General features: G+C 63.9%; 17 protein-coding genes. 7 read left to right on the forward strand and 10 right to left on the reverse strand.

Annotated elements, in window-relative coordinates:
* Positions 1-88 precede the first annotated feature (88 nt).
* From ABIE49_RS07765 to ABIE49_RS07775, 3 genes are all read right to left on the reverse strand, one after another.
* Entirely contained in the window at positions 89-700 is a 612-nt protein-coding gene (locus ABIE49_RS07765; RefSeq protein ID WP_192737734.1) for a DUF2147 domain-containing protein, read from the reverse strand.
* Positions 701-881: 181 nt separating this feature from the next.
* Positions 882-2,141: an urea ABC transporter substrate-binding protein gene (urtA, locus tag ABIE49_RS07770; protein WP_354066655.1), complete on the reverse strand. Its 1,260-nt coding sequence runs from the start codon at positions 2,139-2,141 to the stop codon at positions 882-884.
* Between the two features lie 136 nt (positions 2,142-2,277).
* Positions 2,278-3,306, reverse strand: coding sequence for an NAD(P)/FAD-dependent oxidoreductase (locus ABIE49_RS07775; RefSeq protein ID WP_192737735.1), 1,029 nt, complete (start codon positions 3,304-3,306; stop codon positions 2,278-2,280).
* Positions 3,307-3,485: 179 nt separating this feature from the next.
* On the opposite strand from ABIE49_RS07775, the gene ABIE49_RS07780 reads away from it, so the two are divergent.
* Together ABIE49_RS07780 and ABIE49_RS07785 are read left to right on the forward strand one after the other, a co-directional pair.
* Positions 3,486-3,941, forward strand: coding sequence for an acyl-CoA thioesterase (locus ABIE49_RS07780; protein WP_192737736.1), 456 nt, complete (start codon positions 3,486-3,488; stop codon positions 3,939-3,941).
* Positions 3,941-5,047 (forward strand): alpha/beta hydrolase family protein, encoded by a 1,107-nt coding sequence (locus ABIE49_RS07785; RefSeq protein ID WP_192737737.1) that lies wholly within the window; start codon positions 3,941-3,943, stop codon positions 5,045-5,047. The genes ABIE49_RS07780 and ABIE49_RS07785 overlap by 1 nt, the downstream gene beginning before the upstream one ends.
* Before the next feature lie 26 nt (positions 5,048-5,073).
* On the opposite strand, the gene ABIE49_RS07790 is transcribed toward ABIE49_RS07785, so the two are convergent.
* Together ABIE49_RS07790 and ABIE49_RS07795 are read right to left on the reverse strand one after the other, a co-directional pair.
* The gene (locus tag ABIE49_RS07790) at positions 5,074-5,394 is read right to left on the reverse strand and encodes a 2Fe-2S iron-sulfur cluster-binding protein (RefSeq protein ID WP_192737738.1); all 321 of its coding nucleotides are present in this window, start codon (positions 5,392-5,394) and stop codon (positions 5,074-5,076) included.
* Between the two features lie 142 nt (positions 5,395-5,536).
* Positions 5,537-5,914, reverse strand: a complete 378-nt coding sequence (locus ABIE49_RS07795; protein ID WP_192737739.1) for an Hpt domain-containing protein — start codon at positions 5,912-5,914, stop codon at positions 5,537-5,539.
* Between the two features lie 394 nt (positions 5,915-6,308).
* Here ABIE49_RS07795 and ABIE49_RS07800 point away from each other — a divergent pair, with 394 nt between their 5' ends.
* Both ABIE49_RS07800 and ABIE49_RS07805 read left to right on the forward strand, forming a co-directional pair.
* On the forward strand, positions 6,309-12,260 hold the full coding sequence (locus ABIE49_RS07800) for an apolipoprotein A-IV repeat region-like domain-containing protein (protein ID WP_192737740.1): 5,952 nt from the start codon (positions 6,309-6,311) through the stop codon (positions 12,258-12,260).
* Positions 12,261-12,380: 120 nt separating this feature from the next.
* Positions 12,381-12,827, forward strand: coding sequence for an SMI1/KNR4 family protein (locus tag ABIE49_RS07805; RefSeq protein WP_192737741.1), 447 nt, complete (start codon positions 12,381-12,383; stop codon positions 12,825-12,827).
* Positions 12,828-12,995: 168 nt separating this feature from the next.
* Here ABIE49_RS07805 and ABIE49_RS07810 read toward each other — a convergent pair whose 3' ends face one another.
* The 3 genes from ABIE49_RS07810 to ABIE49_RS07820 form a co-directional block, all read right to left on the reverse strand.
* Positions 12,996-13,907 (reverse strand): MlaD family protein, encoded by a 912-nt coding sequence (locus ABIE49_RS07810; protein ID WP_192737742.1) that lies wholly within the window; start codon positions 13,905-13,907, stop codon positions 12,996-12,998.
* Between the two features lie 113 nt (positions 13,908-14,020).
* On the reverse strand, positions 14,021-14,791 hold the full coding sequence (locus tag ABIE49_RS07815; RefSeq protein ID WP_192737743.1) for an ABC transporter ATP-binding protein: 771 nt from the start codon (positions 14,789-14,791) through the stop codon (positions 14,021-14,023).
* A gap of 2 nt (positions 14,792-14,793) precedes the next feature.
* Positions 14,794-15,927: an MlaE family ABC transporter permease gene (locus ABIE49_RS07820; protein WP_192737744.1), complete on the reverse strand. Its 1,134-nt coding sequence runs from the start codon at positions 15,925-15,927 to the stop codon at positions 14,794-14,796.
* A 141-nt stretch (positions 15,928-16,068) separates the two neighbouring features.
* On the opposite strand from ABIE49_RS07820, the gene dgcA reads away from it, so the two are divergent.
* Positions 16,069-17,076 (forward strand): N-acetyl-D-Glu racemase DgcA, encoded by a 1,008-nt coding sequence (gene dgcA, locus ABIE49_RS07825; protein ID WP_192737745.1) that lies wholly within the window; start codon positions 16,069-16,071, stop codon positions 17,074-17,076.
* 29 nt (positions 17,077-17,105) lie between these two features.
* Here dgcA and ABIE49_RS07830 read toward each other — a convergent pair whose 3' ends face one another.
* Positions 17,106-18,308 carry an MFS transporter gene (locus ABIE49_RS07830; protein ID WP_192737746.1) on the reverse strand — a complete coding sequence of 401 codons (1,203 nt, stop codon included), beginning with the start codon at positions 18,306-18,308 and terminating at the stop codon, positions 17,106-17,108.
* A gap of 235 nt (positions 18,309-18,543) precedes the next feature.
* Between ABIE49_RS07830 and ABIE49_RS07835 the strand changes: the two genes are divergently transcribed.
* On the forward strand, positions 18,544-19,752 hold the full coding sequence (locus ABIE49_RS07835) for a hypothetical protein (RefSeq protein ID WP_354066657.1): 1,209 nt from the start codon (positions 18,544-18,546) through the stop codon (positions 19,750-19,752).
* 115 nt (positions 19,753-19,867) lie between these two features.
* The gene (locus tag ABIE49_RS07840; RefSeq protein WP_192737748.1) at positions 19,868-21,436 is read left to right on the forward strand and encodes a caspase family protein; all 1,569 of its coding nucleotides are present in this window, start codon (positions 19,868-19,870) and stop codon (positions 21,434-21,436) included.
* Between the two features lie 67 nt (positions 21,437-21,503).
* Here the strand turns inward: ABIE49_RS07840 and ABIE49_RS07845 are convergent, their stop codons facing one another.
* The gene (locus ABIE49_RS07845; RefSeq protein WP_192737749.1) at positions 21,504-23,018 is read right to left on the reverse strand and encodes an outer membrane protein; all 1,515 of its coding nucleotides are present in this window, start codon (positions 23,016-23,018) and stop codon (positions 21,504-21,506) included.
* Positions 23,019-23,116: the final 98 nt, after the last annotated feature.

Here is a 23,116-nt window from a genome sequence, read left to right on the forward strand (position 1 = left end):
GTTCCGATGGAATCGGAACGGAGCTCTAGATTCTTGTTTTGACGCGTTTTCTTCACGCGAACTGGTGTCCACTTCGCTGGAAAACGCTCTAACGCGCGGGGGCCGGCGCTCCCGGTGCAGGCGCGGGCGTCGTCGTCTTCTTTGTGACAGGCGCTTTCGGAGCGGGCTGCTTCATCGCCGCCGCCTGGGCCGGCAGATATTTCGCGATGATGGCCGGATCGAGCGAAGCAATCGAGGCGTCCGGCAGCCGGGTCCAGATCTCGTCCTTGCCCAATAGCGAGAAGCCGAGATAGCCGCGCATGGTCAAAGTCTGTCCGTCTGGACTGACCGTCATCTTGGCTTTGTAGATCTTGCCATCGCGCGGATCGAGCACATTGCCGTTCTCGTATTTCAGTCCGTCTCGCTTCATGTCGCGGATGAAGGAGAGCCCGAGCCACGGCTGATCTTTTCGATCGTCGGTGCATTTTGAGCAGACCGGATTGGGAGCATCGCCCGGCTCAGGAAAAAGCTTGGCAAACGCGCCTTCATAGATGCCGTCGCGATCGACCACCAGAAACCATCCGACCGGCTTTCCCTTCTCGACCTTTTGCCACAGCCCGGCGGCTGACGGCTCCGCCGTTTGCGCAGCAAGTTCGCAAACGAACGCAAGCCCCATCACGATCGGCAATATCAGTCGAACCACAGAAAGCGCACTTCGCATCGTCATCACCTGACTAATTCACAAAATGAATGGCCGCAGACTAAGGCCATTTCGCGGACGGTTCCAGTGCCTGGACGGACGAACGCGAGACGGCGGCGAGCGAGCCGCGGCCATTCGGTCATATTTTCGTTGGAATCATCTCCGGCAAGAGCCAGGAACCGGCTCGATACGCCAACCGGCTTCAATGGCTGCCTCCGCATTGGTTGGTCTTGGTGTTGTAGTTGCCGCACTTCTTGCCAACCCAGTCGCCGATCAGGTCCCTGGAGCCCTCGAGTTCGTTCGACCATGCATCGCCGGCCACCAGGCCCGGGGCCCTCCACACCACGTCGAACTGACCATTGATTTTGACTTCACCAATAAACACCGGCTTGGTGATGTGATGGTTCGGAAGCATCTTCGCGATGCCGCCGGTCAGATTTGGAGTTTCGATGCCGGGCAGCGCGTCGATCACCTTGTCGGCGTCGGTCGACTTCACCTTCTCGACCGCCTTCACCCACATGTTGAAGCCGATATAGGTGGCTTCCATCGGATCGTTGGTGTCGCGCTTCGGATTCCTGGTGTAGGCCTGCCAGGCCTTGATGAACGTCTCGTTGGCCGGATCCTTGATCGACTGGAAATAATTCCAGGCGGCCAGATGGCCGAGCAGCGGCCTGGTGTCGATGCCGGCGAGTTCTTCTTCGCCGACCGAGAACGCGACAACCGGAATGTCGCTCGCCTTGATGCCCTGGTTGCCGAGCTCCTTGTAGAAGGGAACGTTGGCGTCGCCGTTGATGGTGGAAACGACAGCGGTCTTCTTGCCGGCCGAGCCGAACTTCTTGATGTCGGCCACGATCGTCCGCCAGTTCGCATGACCGAACGGCGTGTAGTTGATCATGATGTCTTCCTGCGCGACGCCTTTCGACTTCAAGTAGGCTTCGAGGATCCTGTTGGTGGTGCGCGGATAGACGTAGTCGGTGCCGGCCAGCACCCAGCGCTTCACCTTCTCGTGCTTCATCAGGTAATCGACCGCCGGGATCGCCTGCTGGTTCGGCGCCGCACCGGTGTAGAATACGTTGCGCTCGCTCTCCTCACCCTCGTACTGCACGGGGTAGAACAGGATCGAGTTCAGCTCCTTGAACACCGGGAGCACGGATTTGCGCGACACCGAGGTCCAGCAGCCGAATACGACGGCGACCTTGTTCTTGGTGATCAGCTCGCGGGCCTTTTCCGCAAACAGCGGCCAGTTCGACGCCGGGTCGACCACGACGGCCTCGAGCTTCTTGCCGAGCACGCCGCCCTTCTTGTTCTGCTCGTCGATCAGGAAGAGGACGGTATCCTTCAGCGTGATTTCGCTGATGGCCATGGTGCCGGAGAGCGAATGCAGGACGCCGACCTTGATGGTGGCATCCGAACTCTCGCCACCGACGGCGCTACCCGCCGGCAGCAGGGAGCACAAAAACAAGATGACCGCGCACCGCCTCACTCGGTTCGACCAACGTTTCACGGTGCTCTCCGAATGGGACAGCTCAGGGGCGCTTGCTGTAAAATGAACGTCAGTCGAACTCTTAGTCAAACACTTTCGTCAAAGGCGCCCTCTGTCAGTTGACGCCGAGCTTCTTCTGCAGGCTCGATGACGAGGTCGTGTACTGGAAGACGAGGCGCTTGTCCGGGTAGACGTAGCGGTGCGCCTTCTGCGCCATCAGTGCGCCCTCGTGGAATCCGCTCAGGATCAGCTTCAGCTTGCCCGGATAGGTGTTGATGTCGCCGATCGCAAAAATGCCGGATACGTTGGTCTCGAAGGCGGCGGTTTCGACCGGCACCAGGTTGTTCTCGAGCGCAACGCCCCAGTTCGCAACCGGTCCGAGCTTCATGGTCAGCCCGAAGAACGGCAGCATCGTATCGCACTCGACTTTCGAGACCGCGTTGTCGTTGCCTTTCATCATGGCGCCCGAGAGCTTGCCGCCCTCGCCTTCAAGCGAGGTGACCTGACCGATCTTCAGGTCCATTTTTCCGGAAGCCACCAGTGCGCGCATCTGTTCGACGCTGTGCGGAGCGGCGCGGAAATCATCGCGTCGGTGCAGCAGCGTCACGCGCTTGGCGATGGGGTGCAGATTGAGCGTCCAGTCGAGTGCGGAATCGCCGCCGCCGACAATCAGGATATTCTTGTCGCGGAACTGCTCCATCTTGCGCACCGCGTAGAACACCGAGGTGCCCTCATAGGCCTCGATGCCCGGCACCGGCGGACGCTTGGGCTGGAACGAGCCGCCGCCCGCGGAGATCACGACTACCTTGCATTCGAACACCTGGCCGGCGTCGGTGGTGACGCGAAAGAGAGGATCGCCGATCTTCTCGATCGTCTCCACCATCTCGTTGAGGTGAAAGGTCGGATTGAACGGCTTGATCTGCTCCAGCAGCGCGTCGGTGAGGCCCTGGCCGGTGACAAAGGGAATACCGGGAATGTCGTAGATCGGCTTTTCCGGATAGAGCTCGGCGCACTGGCCGCCGATCTTGTCGAGGATGTCGACCAGATGCGTCTTCATATCGAGGAGGCCCAGTTCGAACACGGCGAATAGTCCGCAAGGACCTGCACCAATAATCAGCACATCGGTTTTGATCGCTTCGCTCATCTCAGCTTCTTTTCGGTTGGACCAAGCCGATGGCCTGGGCGGCGCTTCTGGGGCAGCGTCTGTCTAGCCAACGCCGGTGGAACAGGAAAGCCATAATATGGCAGGTGGCCTTCGCCTCAACCCCTTGCCGGAGCAGGATAACTGGGCTGTAACAACGTGAAACGTTCGGAGACCGCCCCGTGAACGCCCCTGCCCGCCTCGATTCAACGCCGCGCCTGGAGGATTTCCCCTACCGGCTGACCGACAATGTGCGTTTCGCCGACCTTGACCCCAACCAGCACGTCAACAACGCTGTTTATGCGACCTATTTCGAAACCGGCCGCGTCACGCTGATGAAGGACCGCAGCTATGGGCTGATGCCGGACGGCGTCAGCTGGATCATGGTCCGGCTCGACATCCATTTTCGCGCCGAGCTGCGCTGGCCGGGCACCATCGAGATGGGGCTCGGGGTGGTGAAATTCGGCCGCACCTCCGTGACCTTCGATCAGGTGGTGTTCTCCGAAGGTGTATGCGTCGCCTCGGCGCAATCGGTATCGGTGCTGCTCGATGAGGCGACGCGAAAGCCGACACCGCTGACCGAGGAGATCATCGGAAACTTCCAGCGCTGGCTGCGGCGCGGAATGGACGGACGATAATGCGCGCCGCGCTGTTGGCGGTGTTGATCGTCTCCGCGACGATGCAGCCCGCCGCGGCCGATGGATTTTATCGCGAGGATTTGCGCATTCCGATGGCGGCTGCGGAAACGGCGGGCCTTGAGGCAATGCTGGTGCGGCCCTCGGGCAGCGGACGCTTTCCGCTGGCGCTGATCAGCCACGGCGCACCGCGCGATCCCACCGCGCGAGCCAGCATGTCGCCATATGGAACGTACCGGCAGGCGATCGAATTCGCGCGGCGCGGATTCGCGGCGCTGGTCGTGATGCGGCGAGGCTATGGCGGCTCCGGCGGCCGGTATGCCGAGAGCAACGGTCGCTGCGCCAACCGTGATTATTTGCGATCGGCCGGGGCGTCTGCCGAAGATTTGGGCGCCGCGGTCCGGGCCATGCAGGGCCGCACCGACGTTTCCACGAGCGGCATGATCGCGGTCGGCTCCTCGGCGGGCGGCTTTGCCAGCATCGCGCTCGCCGCCACTGCGCCGCCCGGCCTCGCCGCCGCGATCAGCTTTGCCGGAGGGCGCGGTTCACGTGCCGATGACGATGTCTGCGACGAGGCGGCATTGGTCCGGGCATTTGCGGCTCTGGGCCGGACGTCGCGAATTCCGATGCTGTGGATCTATGCGGAGAACGACAAGTTCTTTCGCCCCGACCTCGCGCACCGGATGCACGCGGCGTTCACCGGCGCCGGCGGCCGCGCTGAATTGATCGACGCCCCTGCGTTCCGGGACGACGGCCACACGCTCTTCTCAAGGGGCATTGCGCTATGGACCCCGATGGTCGATCGCTTCCTGCACGAGCAGAATCTGGGAACGCGGGAACTGGCCGCAGCACCGCTTCCGGCAGCGCTTTCGCCGCCGCCCCGGTTGGGTGAAAAAGGCCGCTCAGCCTTTGCAGATTATTTGTCCGCGAGCCCTCACAAGGCATTTGCGGTGTCCCCAACCGGCAGCTTTGGCTACCGCGCCGGGCAGCGGTCCGCCGTCGCGGCGCGCGACGCGGCCCTTGCCGCATGCGCAAAAGCTGCCGCTGACTGCGCGGTTTATGCGGTCGATGAGGAACTGGTCGAAACGGAGCGCGCCGGAGCGCGCTGAACCATCCGGCGGAGCTGGAGCAGGCGCTACGCCTGCCGCTCCGGCGTCGAGACCACGAGGCCGTCGAGTTCGTCGGAGACCTTGATCTGGCACGACAGGCGCGAATTCGGCCGTACGTCGAAACCGAAATCCAGCATGTCCTCTTCCATCGGCGTGGGCGAGCCGACCTTCTCGCGCCATTCTTCCTCGACATAGACATGGCAGGTCGCGCAGGCGCAGGCCCCGCCGCATTCGGCTTCGATGCCCGGAATGGCGTTGCGGATCGCGGCTTCCATCACGGTCGCGCCGTTTTCGACTTCAATGGTTCGTTTTTCGCCGGAATGGTCGACAAAGTGGATTTTGGCCATGATCGCTCGTGCTGCCGGTATACGGTAGGAGGGTCCCCGGCAGTCCTATAACGGGTCGATCCGCACAGCGCCAGCGGTCGGGACGAAAACCTAAGGGGCTAATTTGGCGGGGTTTCGGCCGGCGTCAGATCACGGGCCCGCGTCAGGACCGGCGCAGGATCGCCTCGATAGCCGCCCGCGCCCGCGCAATGGCCTCGCCGAGTTCGGCAACAAGCCGGGACGGATCGTCGCCATCAGCAAGAACCGCCTCCAGCCGGGCGGCGGCTTCCGCCACACCGAAGGCGCCGATCGCGCGGGCCGAGCCCTTCAGCGTATGGGCCAGCGCATCGGCGTCGGCCGGCACGGTGGCAAGCATGGCCATCAGCTTGGCCGACTGGGCCGCGAACATCGCCAGCACCTCCTGTTCGAGGCCGGTGTCGTCAAGCGTCATGCGCTTAAGGTGTTCGAAATCGATCGGACCGTCATCGGGAGCGAGCGGCGGCGATGGCATCCATTGTATCCGTTCAAGGTGAAGCGGCATGGCCTGACCCCTGACCCACATCTCCCTGCCGGACCGATCCAGCCAGGGCCGTTTTGGCCACCCAATCACGAAACTGGTTAATGGAACGTTCACCGGAATTGCCGCAACTTCGCCTACTTTTCGCCGAGGAGTTGCCGCAAAGGACAGCCTCCCACGGGAATTTCGAGTATCCGTAAGGGCTTAAGCCACAAAGCTGTTAACGATGATTAAGAATGTCTTAATCGCGACCATTTCATTCGCATCACTCAACCAATAGGATGTTTGCGGATGTAGCGGACAAGCCGCCGACGGGGCGCGGTTGCGTCCGCGTGGGGGCAAAGATCCGGTTTGGGCTTGCGGGGGGCGTTTGCAAGACCAGCTGGACGCGTAAAAAAGTAAGAGGGCTCGACTGAACATGGCGAACAATCCCAAGAAGGTCAAAGATCCCACCGAAGTCGCGCTTTCCGCCATTCAGGAAGCGCTGAACATCAGTGACACCACTGTCGATCCCAATCGCAATTCGATCGGCAACAGCGACCTTTCGCCATCAAGCATTTCGTCCACGCCCCCGGCCTATTCCGAAACCCCGTTCGATACGCGTGTTGATGCGCGTTCTGGCGGCGACCGCCAGGTCTTCGATCCGATCGAAGAGCCGCGCGCCCCGCGTCGCGCCGCCAATGATGACCGCGAAACCATCGGACAAATTCTCCAGGCAATCCAGAAGGGCCGCCCTGCCCGCGGCGTTTATACGCTCGCCACCGTGTTCGCTGGCGTCTGGATCGTCGGCTGCGCGCTGCTTACCGCCGCGTTCCTGCCTTCGCTGCAGGCCGCAATGGGACAGAGCGGCGGCGTGCTGGTGCTGGGTGGCCTTGCCGCGCTGTTCTTTGCGCCGGTGCTGCTGTTCTATTTCCTCGCGAGCCTTGCCTGGCGCGGCCAGGAAATGCGGATGATCGCGCAATCGATGGCGCAGGTCGCGATCCGCTTCTCCGAGCCCGAAGGTGCCGCGTCCGACTCGATGGTGACGGTCGGCCAGGCGATCCGCCGCGAAGTAGCTGCCATGGGCGACGGCGTCGAACGCGCGATCGCGCGCGCCGGCGAACTGGAAACGCTGGTGGCCAACGAGGTCGCGGCGCTGGAGCGTGCCTATTCCGACAACGAAGTGCGCATCCGCGCGCTGCTGCAGGACATCGCCCATCAGCGCGACAACCTGGTCGGCCAGGCCGAGCAGGTTCGCAGCGCCATTTCCGGCGTGCAGATCGACCTGCGCCACGACATCGCGCTGATCTCGGACGCGATCGCCTCGCGCGTCGACGAAGTCGCCAAAAGCATCACCGGCGCGCTGGAAGAGCGCGGCGCCCACATCACCACCGCATTGAGCCATGCCGGCGACAACATGATCCTCGCGCTCGGCGAGCGCGGCGGCGACCTGCTCGACCGCCTTGAGGAAGCCAGTGCCGAGACCACGCGCGCCGTGCTCGACGCCTCGGAACGGCTGACCACCAGCCTCAACTTCAAGACCGGCCACGTCCATGACGAGTTCGTCGATCTGGCCGATCGCGTCCACGAGATGCTGAACGAGCGCATCGACCGCATCACCGGCGAGTTCGAGCAGCGTTCCTCGACCATCGTCGACGGCATTTCCGACCGCACCGAACAGGTCCACGACTCCCTGAAGAATTCCAGCGACTCGCTGCTGCTCGAACTCGAGCTGCGCAGCGGCGATCTCGTCAGCAAGATCGACGAGGCCGGCAACCGCCTGGCAACCCGCATCATGACCTCCGGCGACAAGGCCAGCGACGCGCTCGACGTGACCGTCAACTCGTTGGTCGCCAAGGTCGTCAGCCAGACCGAGACCGCGCATGACAGCCTCTCGCTGCAGATGAGCGCGTTCGACGAACTGGTGAAGAACCAGGGCAGCGAACTGGTCGAGAAATTCGCCCGCGACTCAGGCACGCTCGGCGCCCTGATCACCCGTCACATCTCCGAATTCGACCGCACCGTCAAAACGTTCGGCGGCGAGATCGTCGAACGCATGGGCCAGCGGACGCAGGACATCGCCGACAGCCTGAAGAGCTATGTCGACACCTTCGACACCCGCCTGGTCTCCAACAGCGGCGAGATCACCGCCTCGCTCGATCAGCGCCTGCTGCAGTTCGAAACCACGCTGAGCACGCGCGTCAACCATCTCGACAACTCGCTCGACACCAAGATCAGGTCATTCGACGAGACCGTCGACGGCCGCCTGAAGGCGCTTGAGCAGACCTTCGACACCCGCGCCAGGTCCGTCACGGAGACGATCGATGATCGCCTCGGCACACTGGCGAGTTCGCTGACCGACGGTGCCGCGCAGGCGATCCACTCGATCGACTCGCGTCTCACCGAACTCACCTCGTCGCTGACCGGAGGCACCACGCAGGCCATTCAGTCGATCGACTCGCGCCTCACCAACCTGACGACGTCGCTGACAACGGGCGCTGCGCAAGCCGTCGAAGCCATCGACCTGCGCCTTTCCAACGTGACCACGTCGCTGACAACAGGCGCCGCGCAAGCCGTCGAAGCCATCGATCAGCGCCTCTCCACCGTGACCACGTCGCTGACGACGGGCGCCGCACAGGCCGTCGAAGCCATCGACCTGCGCCTCGCCGCCGTGACCACGTCGCTGGCCGTCGGCACCGCGCAGGCGGTCGAAGCCGTCGACCAACGCCTCACCAATGTGACCCAGACCATCGATGGCCGCAGCGCGCACCTGACCGACACCATCGCGGCGCGGTTCCAGGACATCCACCAGGGCGTCGAAACCCGGGTCGGCGCCATCGCCACCGACATCGACATGCGCGTCGCCCAGTTCGAGGATTTGCTCGGCTCGCGCGTCGAAGCCGTGGCAGGCCGTATCGAAAGCAGCGGCCGTCAGGCCAGCGACGATCTCATGGCGCGCGCCGAACTGTTGTCCTCGGGCATCAGGTCGCATGTCGAGGACGCCGAGCGCTCGCTCACCAACCTCGTGGTCAACACCTCGGAGACCATCCAGACCGGCGCCCGAACCGCGCAGCAGGCGCTGCTCACGGTTTCGTCCGATGTCGGCGCCCAGCTGAGGCTGACATCGGCGGAGGTCGAAAGCTCCCTCACCGCCGTCGGCACCGGGGCTGCTAACTCGATCCTCTCCAGCGCCCGCGAGGCCCAGACCTCGCTGGTCTCGGCGTCCAGCGAAGCTGCGTCCCAGATCAAAATGCTGGCTGACGACGTCGAGCGCACGCTCTCGGCCGCCGGCAACGCCACCGCTGCGTCGGTGCTTTCCGGCGCCCGCGAAGCCCAGACCACGCTGGTTACGGCGTCTGCGGACGCGGCAAGCCAGGTCAAGTCGCTCGCCGCCGACGTCGAACGTGCCCTGTCGGCCGCCGGAAGCGCCACTGCCGAAGCCGTCACGACCGGCGCCCGCGAAGCCCAGAGCACCTTGATCGCCGCCTCCACGGAGGCCACCAACCAGGTCAAGTCGCTGGCCGCCGACGTGGAGCGCGCGCTGTCGATCGCCGGCACCGCCACCGCCGAATCGATTACCGCCGGCGCCCGCGAGGCGCAGAGCACGCTGGTCAACGCGTCCACGGATGCAGCGAACCAGGTCAAGTCCCTCGCCGCCGACGTCCAGCGCTCGCTGTCGATCGCCGGCACCGCCACCGCCGAATCGATTACCGCCGGTGCCCGCGACGCCCAGAACACCCTCATCAACGCGTCCGCGGATGCGGCCAGCCATGTCAAGTCGCTCGCTGCCGACGTCGAACGCTCGCTGTCGGCCGCCGGTACCGCCACAGCTGAGGCCATCACGTCAGGTGCACGCGAAGCCCAGAACACCCTCGTCACCGTTTCCGCGGATGCAACCAGCCAGGTCAAGTCGCTCACGGCCGACGTCGAGCGTTCGCTGTCTGCCGCCGGCACCGCCACGGCCGAGGCCATCACATCGGGTGCACGCGAAGCCCAGAACGCCCTCCTCACCGCATCAACGGACGTCGCGACCAAGGTCGCGTCGCTGGCAGCCGACATGCAACGTTCGCTCTCGATGGCAGGCAATGCCACCGCCGAGTCGATCACATCAGGCGCCCGTGAAGCGCAGAGCGCGCTCACCACCGCGTCGACGGAAGCCGCCGACCACGTCAAGTCGCTGGCCATCGATGTCGAACGCACGCTGAGCGCGGTCGGCGCCGGCACCGCCGCCGCGATCCTCGGCACCGCGCGCGAAGCGCAGAGTTCGTTCGCCGCGACCTCGGCCGACGCCGCAAGCCAGATCAAGGCGATCGCCAGCGACATCGAGCGTTCGCTCGCTGCGGTCACCGCCACCACCACCGACAACATCCAGACCACGGCGCAGACCGCGCAGAACGCGATCCAGGCCAGCGCGCAGAACGCACAGAGCGCGCTCGTCGCCGCGTCGAACGAAGTCAGCTCCAAGGTCAAGACGACCTCGGCCGACATCGAGCGCTCGGTGCTGTCGGCCAGCAGCAATTTCGGCTCGACGATGACCGGCAAGACCGACGAAATCGTCACCTACGTTCAGCAACAGACCGATCGTCTGGCGCAGATCGTGGACAGCCGCCGTGGTTCGCTGGTCGAGGCGCTCAGCGCCAAGACCACCCAGCTCACGACCGAGCTCGACCGCGTCACCTCCGATTCGCTGAAGTCGATCGAGACCAGGGGCCAGGCGTTCTCGCAATCAATGGCGACCCATGGCTCGGAAGTCGCCCGCACGATCACCACCGCGGGCGATATGGCAACCGGCGCGGTGGCCAAGTCGCTGAAGGATCTCGAACAGTCGTCGCGTTCGGCCATCGACCAGTCGCGTCAGGTTTCGATCGCGGCCGTCACCGAAATGCAGGAGACCAGCAAGATCCTGCGCACCGACACCGTCGCGCTGTTCGAGCGGCTGCGTGAAGGCAACATCCTGCTGCAGGAAGTTCTGACCGGCGCTCACGACAACCTCAACTCGCTGGAGCGCGCCTTGGTGACCCGCGTGGCCGACTTCGTGTCCGCCATGAACGACGTCACCTCGCGCAACGGCGTTGCGACCCAGACCCTGGAAGACCAGCTCACCACCTTCAACGCCAAGACCTCGAAGGCGCTGGAGGATCTCGGCTCGCTGTCGAGCGAGTTCGAAATCCACGGCAAGGCGCTGGTCGATGCCGCCACGGCGGTCGAACAGGCCAACCGCACCACCACGACGTCCGTCGCCGAACGCAAATCGCAACTTGAATCGCTGGTGACCACCATCGATCTGCGCACCACCGACCTCGATCAGCGGCTGTCGCGCTTCACCGGCTTGCTGGATGAATCGCTTGCCGCCGCCGAGGAACGTGCCCGCGACATCGCCCGCGTGGTGGCGGAAACCGCCGGCGCCGGCTCTGCCGCGATCAGCCGTCAGTTCGAAGCGGTTCGTGTCGCGGCCGAAAACGAGCGGCACCAGACCATCGACGCCATGAACGAACTGTACCAGCAGAGCAACGCCGAGACGGACGCGATGTTCAAGCAGTCGACCGAGAAGTTCGGCGCCATGGTGGTGGCCATGAAGCAGATGGCCTCCGAGATGCATCACGAACTCGAGGCGACCCGCAACGAACTGCGCCGCGGCGTGCTCGAAATGCCGCAAGAGGCCGCCGACAACACCGCGCAGATGCGCAAGGTGATCGTCGACCAGATCGAGGCGCTGGCCGAACTCAACCGGATCGTCGCCCATCACGGCCGCGGCCTCGACGTCATGACGACGAGCCGCGCCAGCGTGCAACGCCAGGAAGAACCCGTGATGGCAGCAGCCGCTGGCGGCGGCCGTAATGACGTGCGCGTGCGCGACACCGGCAGCGCGTCGAACCTGCCGCCGCCGGATCTCGGCATGCCGGCGCCGCGCCGCACCGAAGCCCCGCCGGTCAGCCCGGCGAGCAACCAGGATGGCGGCCGCGACGGATGGCTGTCCGACCTGCTCAGCCGCACCGACGCCGGTGGTCCGAGCGGACGCGAGGCTCCCCGCCCGCGCGCGCCTCAAGCCCCTGCCAATCCGCTGGAATCGCTGTCGCTCGACATCGGCCGGCTGATGGATCGCAATCTCGCGGCCGAGATGTGGGACCGCTATCAGCGCGGCGAGAGCAAGGCCTTCACCAAGCGGCTCTACACGCCCGCCGGCCAGAAGGCTTTCGATGAGGTCGCCCGCAAATACCGCGCCGACCGTGCCTTCAAGCAGACGGTCGACCGCTACATCGCCGAGTTCGAACGCTTGCTCGACGAGGTTGCCCGGGAGGATCGCGGGCCACAGGCGCTGCGCGGCCACCTGACCTCGGAGACCGGCCTCGTCTACACCCTGCTCGCGCATGCGGCGGGACGGCTGGGATAACGGGCGAATAGCGAGTAGTGAATGAAAACGGAGGCAGCGATGCCTCCGTTTTTTTGGTTCGTAGTTTATCTTTCGGTTGGCAAGAGGCACGCTGGCGGTTTCAAAACTGGGCCATGAGCTATGATCACGATTGACAATCCGGGCCCTCAAATCGACACCAGCCGTATCGCCGAAGTAGAGGCTGCAATCGGTGGCAAGCTGCCTGCTTCTTACAAAGACTTCTTGTTGAAAAATAACGGCGGTCGACCCGTGCCGGACACGATAGATATCGACCGTCTACCGGGTAGCCCGACGGACATTCAGATATTTTTTGGAATCGGGCGAGGTGTTGAAACGAGCAAGCTGTCCTGGAACATCAAATTTGCGCGCGAACGCCTTCCGGACCATCGCCTCTTGCCTATCGCTCGCGATTCCGGAGGCAACATTTTTTGCTTGGGTATCCCCGGACAGTTTTCGGGGGGCATTGTTTACTGTGACCTGACGGGAGCAGAACCTGTAATACCTTACGAAGTGGCGCCGACCTTCGAAGCCTTCCTGGAAAAAATCCGGACGTGGGGCGACGCGTAATCCGCCGGTCGCCGCCATGGGCTTACAGTCCAGGGCACCAATTGACACACGGCGCCTACGACGAAGCAATCCAACTGTGCGCGCTGGGCGACATGGATTGCTTCGCTTCGCTCGCAATGACGGCTCTCGTAGCGATCTACTCGCTACTCGCCATTTCCCATTCGCCTATTACTGCCGCTTCTGCCCGCTCGGCGCTGCGGCCGCGGCGGGCGGCCTTGGCGCGGCCGGTCTGGCCGGCGGCGGTGCTGCCGCGGGCTCTGCCGGCGCGGCGTTGTTGCCGCCGCCGAAGATCACCCGGCTCGGATTGCGATCGAAATTGTTCACGGCGCGGCTGATGTCGGCGAGCGTCCGGCGACCATCGGAAATCAGCGCGCCCGTGCGCTTGTCGAGATCGTCAGCCAGTTCGCGGATCGACTTCACCATCAGGTTCAACTCGCCGCCGTTGGCACCGCCCGCGATGGTGTTGAGGCCGAGCATGAGATTGTCGGCCTTGAGCATCACGCCGTCGACCTTGAGCATGACGTTGTCGATCTTCTCGGAGTTGCGCGCGAGCGCTCCGGTAAAGGTCTCGAGGTTACGCAGCGAGTTCTTCACTGATTCCTGGTTGTCGGCGACGATCCGGTTGACGTTTTGCAACGTGGCGCGGATCGACTCGGTGACGTCCTGCAGCGCGGCCGGATCGGCGGTCAAAACCGGAACACCGTCCTCGTCCAGCGGCACCGGAGGCGCCCCCTCCTCGCCGCCCTTGAGCGAGATCGCAGCCACGCCGGTCAGTCCCTGGAATTCGAGGCCGACCAGGGTGTCTTTGCGGATCGGGGCGTTGTTCTCGACCATCGCCAGTGCGACGACGCGACGCGGGTTGTCCAGCTTCACGCGGACAACCTCACCTACCCGGATACCGTTAAAATTGACGCTGCCGCCATTGCGCAAGCCGGTCGCCGGGCCTTCGAAAATCACCCGCAGCGGGCTGCGCGCCTTGGTGGTGTGCAGACTCTGGAACCAGAGTACGAATCCGAACGCCGCCGCGATCACCGCCAGGGTGAAGGCACCGATCAGGACGTAGTTCGCCCGCGTTTCCATAACTCAAATTACTCCGTACCAGGGCTCGGTTCTGATCGGAACCAGGCGCCCGACTTTATCCTTTTGACGCGTTTTCTTCACGCGAACCGGTACCCGCTTCGCTCGAAAACGCTCTAGCCCATCACAGCGCGGGCGCGTTTGCCGTGAAAATATTGCTGCAGCCATGGATGCTGCGAGGCCTGCATGTCGGCAATTGATCCTGCTGCAATGATCTTACCGTTCCCTAAAACGGCGATACGGTCGCAAGCCGTGTAAAGGCTGTCGAGGTCGTGGGTTACCATGAAAACGGTCAGCCCCAAAGTACGCTGCAGGGTGCGGACCAGCTCGTCGAAATCGCCGGCGCCGATCGGGTCGAGGCCCGAGGTCGGCTCGTCCAGGAACACCAGTTCCGGATCGAGCGCGAGCGCGCGCGCCAGCGCCACGCGCTTGATCATGCCGCCGGAAAGCTCGGACGGAAACCTGTCCGCGACTTCGGGCTTCAGGCCCACCATGCCGAGCTTGGCCACCATGACCTCGTCGAGCAGGCGTTGCGACAGCTTGAGATATTCGCGCACCGGAAACTGGATGTTCTGCCGCACGGTGAGCGAGGAGAACAGCGCGCCTTGCTGGAACAGCACGCCCCAACGCCGTTCGACGCCGCGCCGCTCGGTCGTAGAGGCCTTGTCGAGATCGACGCCGAACACTTCGATGCTGCCGGCGACCTTGGGCACGAGGCCGATGATGGTGCGCGTCAGCACGGATTTGCCCGCACCCGACGGGCCGACAAAGCCCAGGATCTCGCCGCGCTTCACGTCGAGATTGAGCCCGTCGAGAATCCGCGTCTTGCCGAACTGCACGGTGATGTCGCGGACCCGGATGATGGCGTCGGAAATCTCACCCACCATGGTCACATTCCGATCGATGCGAAGAAGATGGCGAACACGCCATCCATGACGATGACCAAGAAGATTCCCTTCACCACCGACGATGTCGTGTGTTGTCCGAGCGATTCAGCGCTGCCCTGCACCGCAAGCCCCTCGACACAGGCCACGATGCCGATCACCGCGGCCATGACCGGCGCCTTGATGAGCCCGACGATGAAATGATTGATCGAGATGGCGTCGCGCAGCCGCAGCAGGAAGGCTTCTGGTTCGACGCCGCCATAGAGATACGCCACGAGGCCGCCGCCATAGAGGGCTGCCATCGCGCCTAGGAAAGCCAAAATCGGCAACGCCATTACCAGCGCCAGCATGCGCGGCAGGATCAGGACCTCGATCGGATCGAAACCCATGGTGCGCAGCGCGTCGATCTCCTCGCGCATTTTCATCGAGCCGAGTTCGGCGGTGTAGGCTGAGCCCGAACGCCCCGCCACCATGATCGCCACCAGCAGCACGCCGATCTCGCGCAGCACCAGCACGCCGAGCATGTCGACCACGAAAATATCGGCCCCGAACTGACGGAAATGGAAAATGCCCTGCTGTGCGATGATGCAACCGATCAAAAACGTGATCAGCACCACGATCGGCACCGCGCGCCAGCACACCTGCTCCAGATGATGCACGGTGGAGGTCAGGCGGAAACCGCGGGGGCGAATCAGGACATGGCCGGCCGCTGCCAGCACCGCGCCGAGCATCTCGATCAATCCGACCAGGGTGCCGCCGATGCCGGCGACGCTGCGGCCGATCTGCTCCAGCATGCCGGTGATCGTCACCGAACGGGCCTGGACGACCGGTTCGGCTTTGACCCGGCGCACCTCGTCGACGAGGCTGGAATAGTTCGCCGACAGGCCGGCGATCTTGGCCTCGATTCCGCCATCGGTCAGGCTGCGGCGCAGCCGTTCGATCAGCCAGGCGCCGAACGTATCGAGTTTCGACACCTGCGAGACGTCGATGAAGATGTTGGGGCGGCTGCCACGAAGCTTCTCGGCATCGGCCACCATTTTCTCGAGCACCGGGGCGAAGCGGGCCGTCCACGAACCGGCAGCGCACAGCGCCAGCCCGTTACCCTGGGCTATCCGCTCCAGTGTCGGGTCTGCGCTCACGATGCCCGCCCTCTGGCCCGCCCGCTAATGATGCAAAAGGTATGGTCCGGCACGCCGCATTGCCTTGTAGAATCTGTCCCTAACCAGCCATAGTTGGTTGCGGCGAGCAAGCGCGCGGTTCAGAAATTGCCAGATTTTAAAATGACTTCCAGCCAATCCCACGAATTTGCCCGGCAGCTTGTCGCCCGCATCGAACGCTGGCCGATCGCCGGCTCGTTCACCATCAGCCGGGGGGCCAAGACGGAAGCGGTTACCGTCGTGGCAGAAGTCAGCCATGGCGGCCATACCGGGCGCGGCGAGTGCGTTCCCTATCCCCGCTATGGCGAGACGGCGGAAACGACCCTGGCTGCCCTTCAGGCGATGCAGGAACCGCTGTCCCGGGGATTGGACCGAACGGCCCTGCAGGCCGCCATGCCAGCGGGCGCCGCCCGTAACGCGCTGGATTGCGCGCTATTGGACCTCGAGGCCAAAAGCAGGAGCCAGCGCGTCTGGACCCTGCTCGGCCGACCGGCGCCGCGAGCCTGCACCACCGCCTTCACGATTTCGCTGGGAACGCCGCAGGCGATGGCGGCGGCCACCGCCAAGGCCGCACGCCGCCCGCTGCTCAAGATCAAGCTCGGCGGCGACGGCGACGAGAGGCGGATCGCTGCCGTCCGCAAGGCCGCCCCCGAATCCGAGTTGATCGTGGACGCCAACGAGGCCTGGACCTCGGACAATCTCGAGCGGAACTTGCACGCCTGCGCCGAACTCGGCGTGACGCTGGTCGAGCAACCGCTTGCGGCCGCCAATGATGCCGCGCTGGCGCGCATCAAGCGGCCGATCGTGGTGTGCGCCGACGAAAGCGTGCATGACCGCGCCTCGCTCAGCGGCCTTCGCGAACGCTATGACGCCGTCAACATCAAGCTCGACAAAACCGGCGGGCTGACAGAAGCGCTTGATATGGCGGATGCCGCGCACGCACTCGGCTTCGAAATCATGATCGGCTGCATGGTCGCCACCTCGCTCGCGATGGCCCCTGCAATGCTGCTGGCGCAACACGCACGCTTCGTCGACCTCGACGGCCCGCTGTTGCTGGCGCACGACCGCGAGGACGGGCTGCGCTACGAAGGCAGTCTGGTCTATCCGCCGGAAGCCGCGCTCTGGGGCTGACGCGGTAGATTCTATTTTTGACGCGTTTTCTAGCGCGAACCGGTGCCCACTTCGCTTGAAAACGCTGTTAGCCGGTGCCGTGCCAGCCACATCACGATCGCAGCCAGCAGTGCCATCGCCGCCATCACGTAATAGACCCGCTGCCCATGGCCCGCATAGACCAATCCCGACACGACGGACGCCGTACCGCTGACGATGCCGCCGCAGGCCGCAAGGTAACCCTGCCCGCGCGCCATCACATGGCCGGGCACGTGACGGACCAGCAGTCCCATGACGCCGACCTGCGTCAGTCCATAGGTCAGGCCATGCGCGAGCTGCACCAACGACAACACCACGACCGAAGGCTCCTGCGCGGTGATCAGCCAGCGCGCCACCGCGCTGAGCGCGCCGATCACCACCAGCAACGCCGGCGCCAGCGTGAAACGCGGCGAGAGCGCGAACACCACGATCTCGGCGAGCACGCCCAGCACCCACAGGCCGGCGATGGTCAGCCCGTCCAGGCCGGACGCCTGCCAAGTGATGGAAGCAAAGGCGTAATAGGCGGCGTGGCTGCCCTGGATAAGGGCGGCCGCGACGATGATGGCGAGGAAACCGGGATCTCGCAGCAAGGCGCTCGCGCCAAGCACCGCGGTCGCTGGCGGTTTTGGCCGGTCCAGCGGCTGCAGCCCGAGGCTCGCGACCGCACCGAGCGCCGCCACCGCCGCAATGACCCAGATCAGCTGGCTAGCCGCAATGAAATCGACCAGCAGGCCGCAGATCAATGCGCCCACGACGAAGGCCGCCGAACCCCACAGCCTCAGCGGTCCGTAATTCAGGCCATAGCGCGCCACCCCGCCGAGCGCGTAGGCGTCCGTCAGCGGCACCATCGGGGTCCACAGGCAGCAGGTCACGGCATAAGCGAGCAGCACCGCGAGCGGCAGATATTGCGTGCCGATCACCGCAAAGCCGAGCGCGGTGGCGGTCGCGGTGACGATCAGGACCGCGCGCAGCGAATAGCGCCGCCCGGCGGCACCGGTCACGAACGGCAGCACGGTAAATCGCGTCACCGCAGGAACCGCGGAAATGATTCCGATCCAGGAGGCGTCGATGCCGACCGACTTCAGCCACAGCGTGAAAAACGGCAGATGGGTGCCCATCGTCCCGAACGTCGCGCCGTAGAACAGCGCCAGCCGCGCCGCGAATCGCTTCGATGCGCCTTGAGATGCGATGGGGATTTGTGATTCGCTTGGCATCAATTCAATTGCGATTCGCCCGATATCGTGTTGTTTCGTTATCGCAACGCGCGGTGATTTGCGCGAAGAGTTTAGCATGGCCGACGAAGCATTCGCCCTTTCGCCGATCTCAGCACGCGCCGCGCTGCCGGGCGAGGAAGACTATGCTGCGATCAGCGAAGCCTTCATGGAGACCTCGCGGGGCCGCTGGTTTCTCGGCGAATACGCCAAGCGCAACCGCAACGCCGACACCAGCATGGTGCTCGATGCGGTGGCGCGGATCGAGCAAAGCCTTGCCGCGCAGAAGGAAGAGAGCCTTGCCATCCAGCGCGAGGCTGCGAACGCACAGCGCGAAGCTGCCAATGCACAGCGAGCGGCGGCGGACGCCGTCGCAGACAATAGCCTCGCCGAGGCCAAATTAGTTGAGGCCTTGATTGCGATTCGCGGGGCGCTGGAGGCGGCGCAGACCTCGGCGATGGGGGCGATCGACGGGCTTGCGCTGAACGAGAAGCTGGCGCCGGTGCGCAAGGGCGCGCGGGTGATTCGGGAGATCGCCTGGCGCTTGCGCGAAATCGGCAATGACAGCCGAATCTGCGACCTGATCGATTCGCAGGTTCAGGTCATCGAGAAGGGCGCCGAGCAAATCTCCTCCGACGAAGCCAAGGCGGCGCTGGAGGCCGCGTTCGCCTCGCTTGCCGGACGGATCGCAGAATTCAGTGATGAAGAGACAGCCGCGCCGGTTGCCGAGGCGGCGATTGCCGAGACACCAATTGCTGAGGCGTATATTGCCGCGCTCACGCCGATGGCGCATGATGAATCTCCGGCTGTCGCCGCGATTATCGAGGAAGCGCCAGCCTCGGAAGCTCAGGCAGCAACCAGTTCCTTTTCGACCGACGCTGTAGCTCCGGCCGCCGAAGACATGGTCGCTGAAACCATGGTCGCTGAAGCTATGGTCGTCGAAGCTGTGGTCTCCCAGGCCGACACCGCGCTGGAGGAAGTCGAAACCGCAGAGACGGCCGGGATTGAACTCACCGCTGAAGCTGCCGACGCTCATGACGAGGCGGTCCTCGACATGATCGCGATGGAGATGGGCGCGCCCGATCCCATCGACGACGATGAGTTCGTCGAACCGGAGATCGAGCAAGCCCACATCGCAGTGCCGATGGTTGAGGAAACCCGGCTTGCGGAACCGATTGTTGAGAAAGCTCAGATTGTCGAGCCGCTTCCGGCCCCGCCCGAAATCGTCGCTGCATTGCCCGAGCCGACGATGTCCGCACCGGTCGCGCCGCCGGTTCAACCACCGCCTGAGCCCGTTGCCGCAGCCATGCTGGAACCGGCGCTGGAAGTCTCGCTCGGCTCGTCGATCATCGCCAGCGGCATCGTGCGCAGACCTGTCGCGGCCAATGATCCGCTGGCCCCGATCCGGCGCATGAGCCAGGCCGAGAAGATCGCGTTCTTCTCATGAAGCCGACCTCCACGGCTCACGAAATCGAACAGTGACCAAGGTCACGTACAGCACCCACACCCCAAACTAGCCTGTCCGCCGGACATCTCGCCTTGAGATTGGATGGAGGACACCCATGCCAGGGTTCAAATCATTGGCGCTGTGCGCCGGTCTGTTGGGAAGCCTGCTGAGCTTGGCGCACACCGGCACCGCTTTCGCCGAGGCGGTGAACGCTGCCATCAGCGAAGGCGTTCGATCGCTGCCGGCCGAGCAGCGGGTCGCCCTCGTGATCGGCAACGCGAACTACCAGATCGCGCCGCGGCTCGCCAATCCGAGCAACGATGCGCGATCGGTAGCGCAACTCCTCAACACAGCGGGCTTTGACGTCACGACGGCGACCGATCTGACGCGCAGCGACATGCTCAAGGCGGTGGAGGATTTTATTGACCGGGTTTCCAATCGCGGACCCAATGCCGTCGCCATGATCTATTATGCCGGGCACGGCGTGCAGCTCGAGGGCGAGAACTACCTGCTGCCGATCGATGCGCGAATTTCCAAGCTGTCGGATCTCGACAGCAATTCGCTGCGTCTGGTCGACCTGATGGGAACGCTGGAAACCATCTCGAGCCGGATGCGGATCGTCGTGCTCGACGCCTGCCGCAACAATCCCTTTCCCGACGTCGACGATTCCGGGCGCGGCCTTGCGATGGTCGATGCGCCGGCCGGCTCGATCGTCGGATATTCGACGGCGCCGGGCATGGTAGCCCATGATGGCGATGGCAATCACAGCCCCTATACGTCGGCGTTCCTGAACATCGCGCGTCAGCCCAATCTGCCGATCGAGCAATTGTTCAAGCGCGTTCGTCTCGAAGTGAACAACGCCACCGGCGGCCGGCAGACGCCGTGGGAAAGCTCGTCGCTGACCAACGACTTCTATTTCTTCGGCGATACGGCTGTTGCGGCAACCCGCGCGCCCGATCGCGGCCCAGTGATCCAGATGGCGTCGAACCTGCCTTCGCGTTCGGTGCGTCAGGCCTATGATTACGTCCTGTCGGAAGGTTCGCCCGAACATTATGAAGAATTCATTCAGCTGTATCCATCCGACCCGCTGTCCGATCGCGTTCGCGTGCTGCTTGGCAACTACCGGCAGTCATATGCATGGCACAAGGCGGTGCTCACGAACACATCCGGCGGCTACAGGTCGTTCCGCGACCGCTTCCCCGATAGTCCGTATGCGCGCACCGCATTGAGGCTGCAATCGCAGCCGAGACACGTTCCGCTGATGCAGTTCAACCGCATGACGAAGCACGCGGGCTACCATGGACATGGCTTTTCGCACGGCCATCGTGCGCCATCGCTGGCCTCATCGACAAAGGGAATGAATGCGTCCGCCTCGATGCACGGCCACAGGCCGGGCAGGTTCACAAACACTTCCTCAAGGATGAACGGCCACGCGCATGCCAATCACATGCATGGCAAGAGCCGATTCCACGACCGCGGCGGATCCCATCGGATGAGCGACAATCGGCACCATTACTCCAGGCATCACTACGCCAGCCATCGCCACTCTTCTAACTCGCACCATTCGTACGGCGGGCGCTCGTATGCTCACCCGCGGCATTCGTTCGGTGGTGGCCGCTCATTCAGCGGCGGCGGTTCGTTTGGCGGTGGCCGCTCGTTTGGTGGCGGCGGGTTCAGGCGCTGATCGCACGATGAAGCGACAAGGCCCCGGTCGATGCCGGGGCCTTTCGCTGAAGAGTTCAGAGCGCCGATCAGTAGCGCGCGGTGACCACGGTCGGCAGCGGGCTGAAATGATAGTTCACGCCGATTTTGACGAGGTGCAGATCCTGGGTCAGCTTGCTGCCCTGAAAGGCTCCGCCGCCAGTACCGACAAGCACGCCCGGGATGTTGAAATTCACGGTGCCGGTGGCCGTGACCTGTTGTGCGAACATCTTGATGTAGTCGTATTCCGCCTTGATCGACCAGTTGTTGCCCAGCGCGTATTCACCGCCGGCGCCCACCACCACGCCGGTATGCACGGCCTTCGCGGATACATTAGCCCCGATACCGCCCGGACCCGGGACGGCAACCGTGGCGAAGCTGAAATTGTGCTTCTCCTGCGCGATCGCAAGGCCGCCCTTGCCGTAGAACATCAGGCGATCGCCGACGACGAAGCCGGCACGGGCGGTTGCGAGCGCGAGCCAGTCGATCTTGCTGTCATAGTTGAGGGTCTGGGTGACACCGGGAGCGGCAAGCGCAATCGTCTGGCTTCCCTTGATATCCGTGCCCAGCAACTCGCCTTCGACACCGAACACGAAGCGCCCGGCTTGCGCATTAACGCCGACGGTGCCGCCAGCCAGCCACCCCGTCATGTCATACTGCGGCAGGTTGGTCACAGGAGCGACGGCCTGTCCGAGGTCCGGCCATTGCTTGCGGCCGAAACCATAGCCCGCCTGCGCACCAATATAGGCGCCCGACCAGTTGGTGCCCGGCGCGGCGGGCACCGGCGCATAGGACGGGTCCTTTGCAACGCCGCCGAAGCGATAATTGACGCCGACCTTGACGACATGGATCGCTTCTTCGATCTGCGCATCGGCCCTGAACGGAGCAGTGAGCCCGGCCTGCGTCGCGGTGCCCCTCAACGTGGTCGTCGTGGTGTCCAGATGGATGTAGTTGTACTCGCCCTTGACCGACCAGTTGCCGCCCAGCGCGTACTCGGCGCCGAAGCCGACCATCGGCGCATAGCGAATCTCGTTGCCGCTGGCGGTAGCCGTTCCGGCCTGGCCAAATCCGGTCGCGGAAGCATCCATCGAATGACGCTCGTGCGCCACGGTGATGCCACCCTTGGCAAAAACGAACCAGCGATCGGCCGCAATGCCGGCGCGGCCTGCAATGGTGACGAGACCGTCGATCTTCGATCTGGCGGTTTGGGAACTGGTGATGCCAAGCGCGGCGCTGCCGACGCTGACAAACTGCGAGCCACTGATATCGGCCCATGAACCGTCGAGTTCGAGGCCGAACACGAAGCTGGAAATCTGCTTGTTGATGCCGACCTGACCACCGGCGAGGAATCCGCGCGCGACGAAATCAGCGTTGCGCGCGTCCCAATCCTTCATGCCGCCGCCATAGCCGGCGTGCACACCGAGATAGACGCCGGACCAGTCGTAAGCCGCAGCCACGATCGGCGCGGCCTTCACCGGCATGTCGGCCGCCAGGGCGGTTGCAAACGGGATCATCGCGCCGAGCGCCGTCGCCGTGATCCACAGTCCGCTCTTCCGGATATTCATTCCAAGCCCCACAAGGTTTCGTTCAGCTGTTCCTCAGCGGGAACAACGTACCTACGTTTGGGGAACTCGCGTGTACCTGCGGTGCAACACTACCACAG

The sequence above is a fragment of the Bradyrhizobium sp. OAE829 genome, assembly GCF_040546575.1.
GTDB lineage: Bacteria > Pseudomonadota > Alphaproteobacteria > Rhizobiales > Xanthobacteraceae > Bradyrhizobium.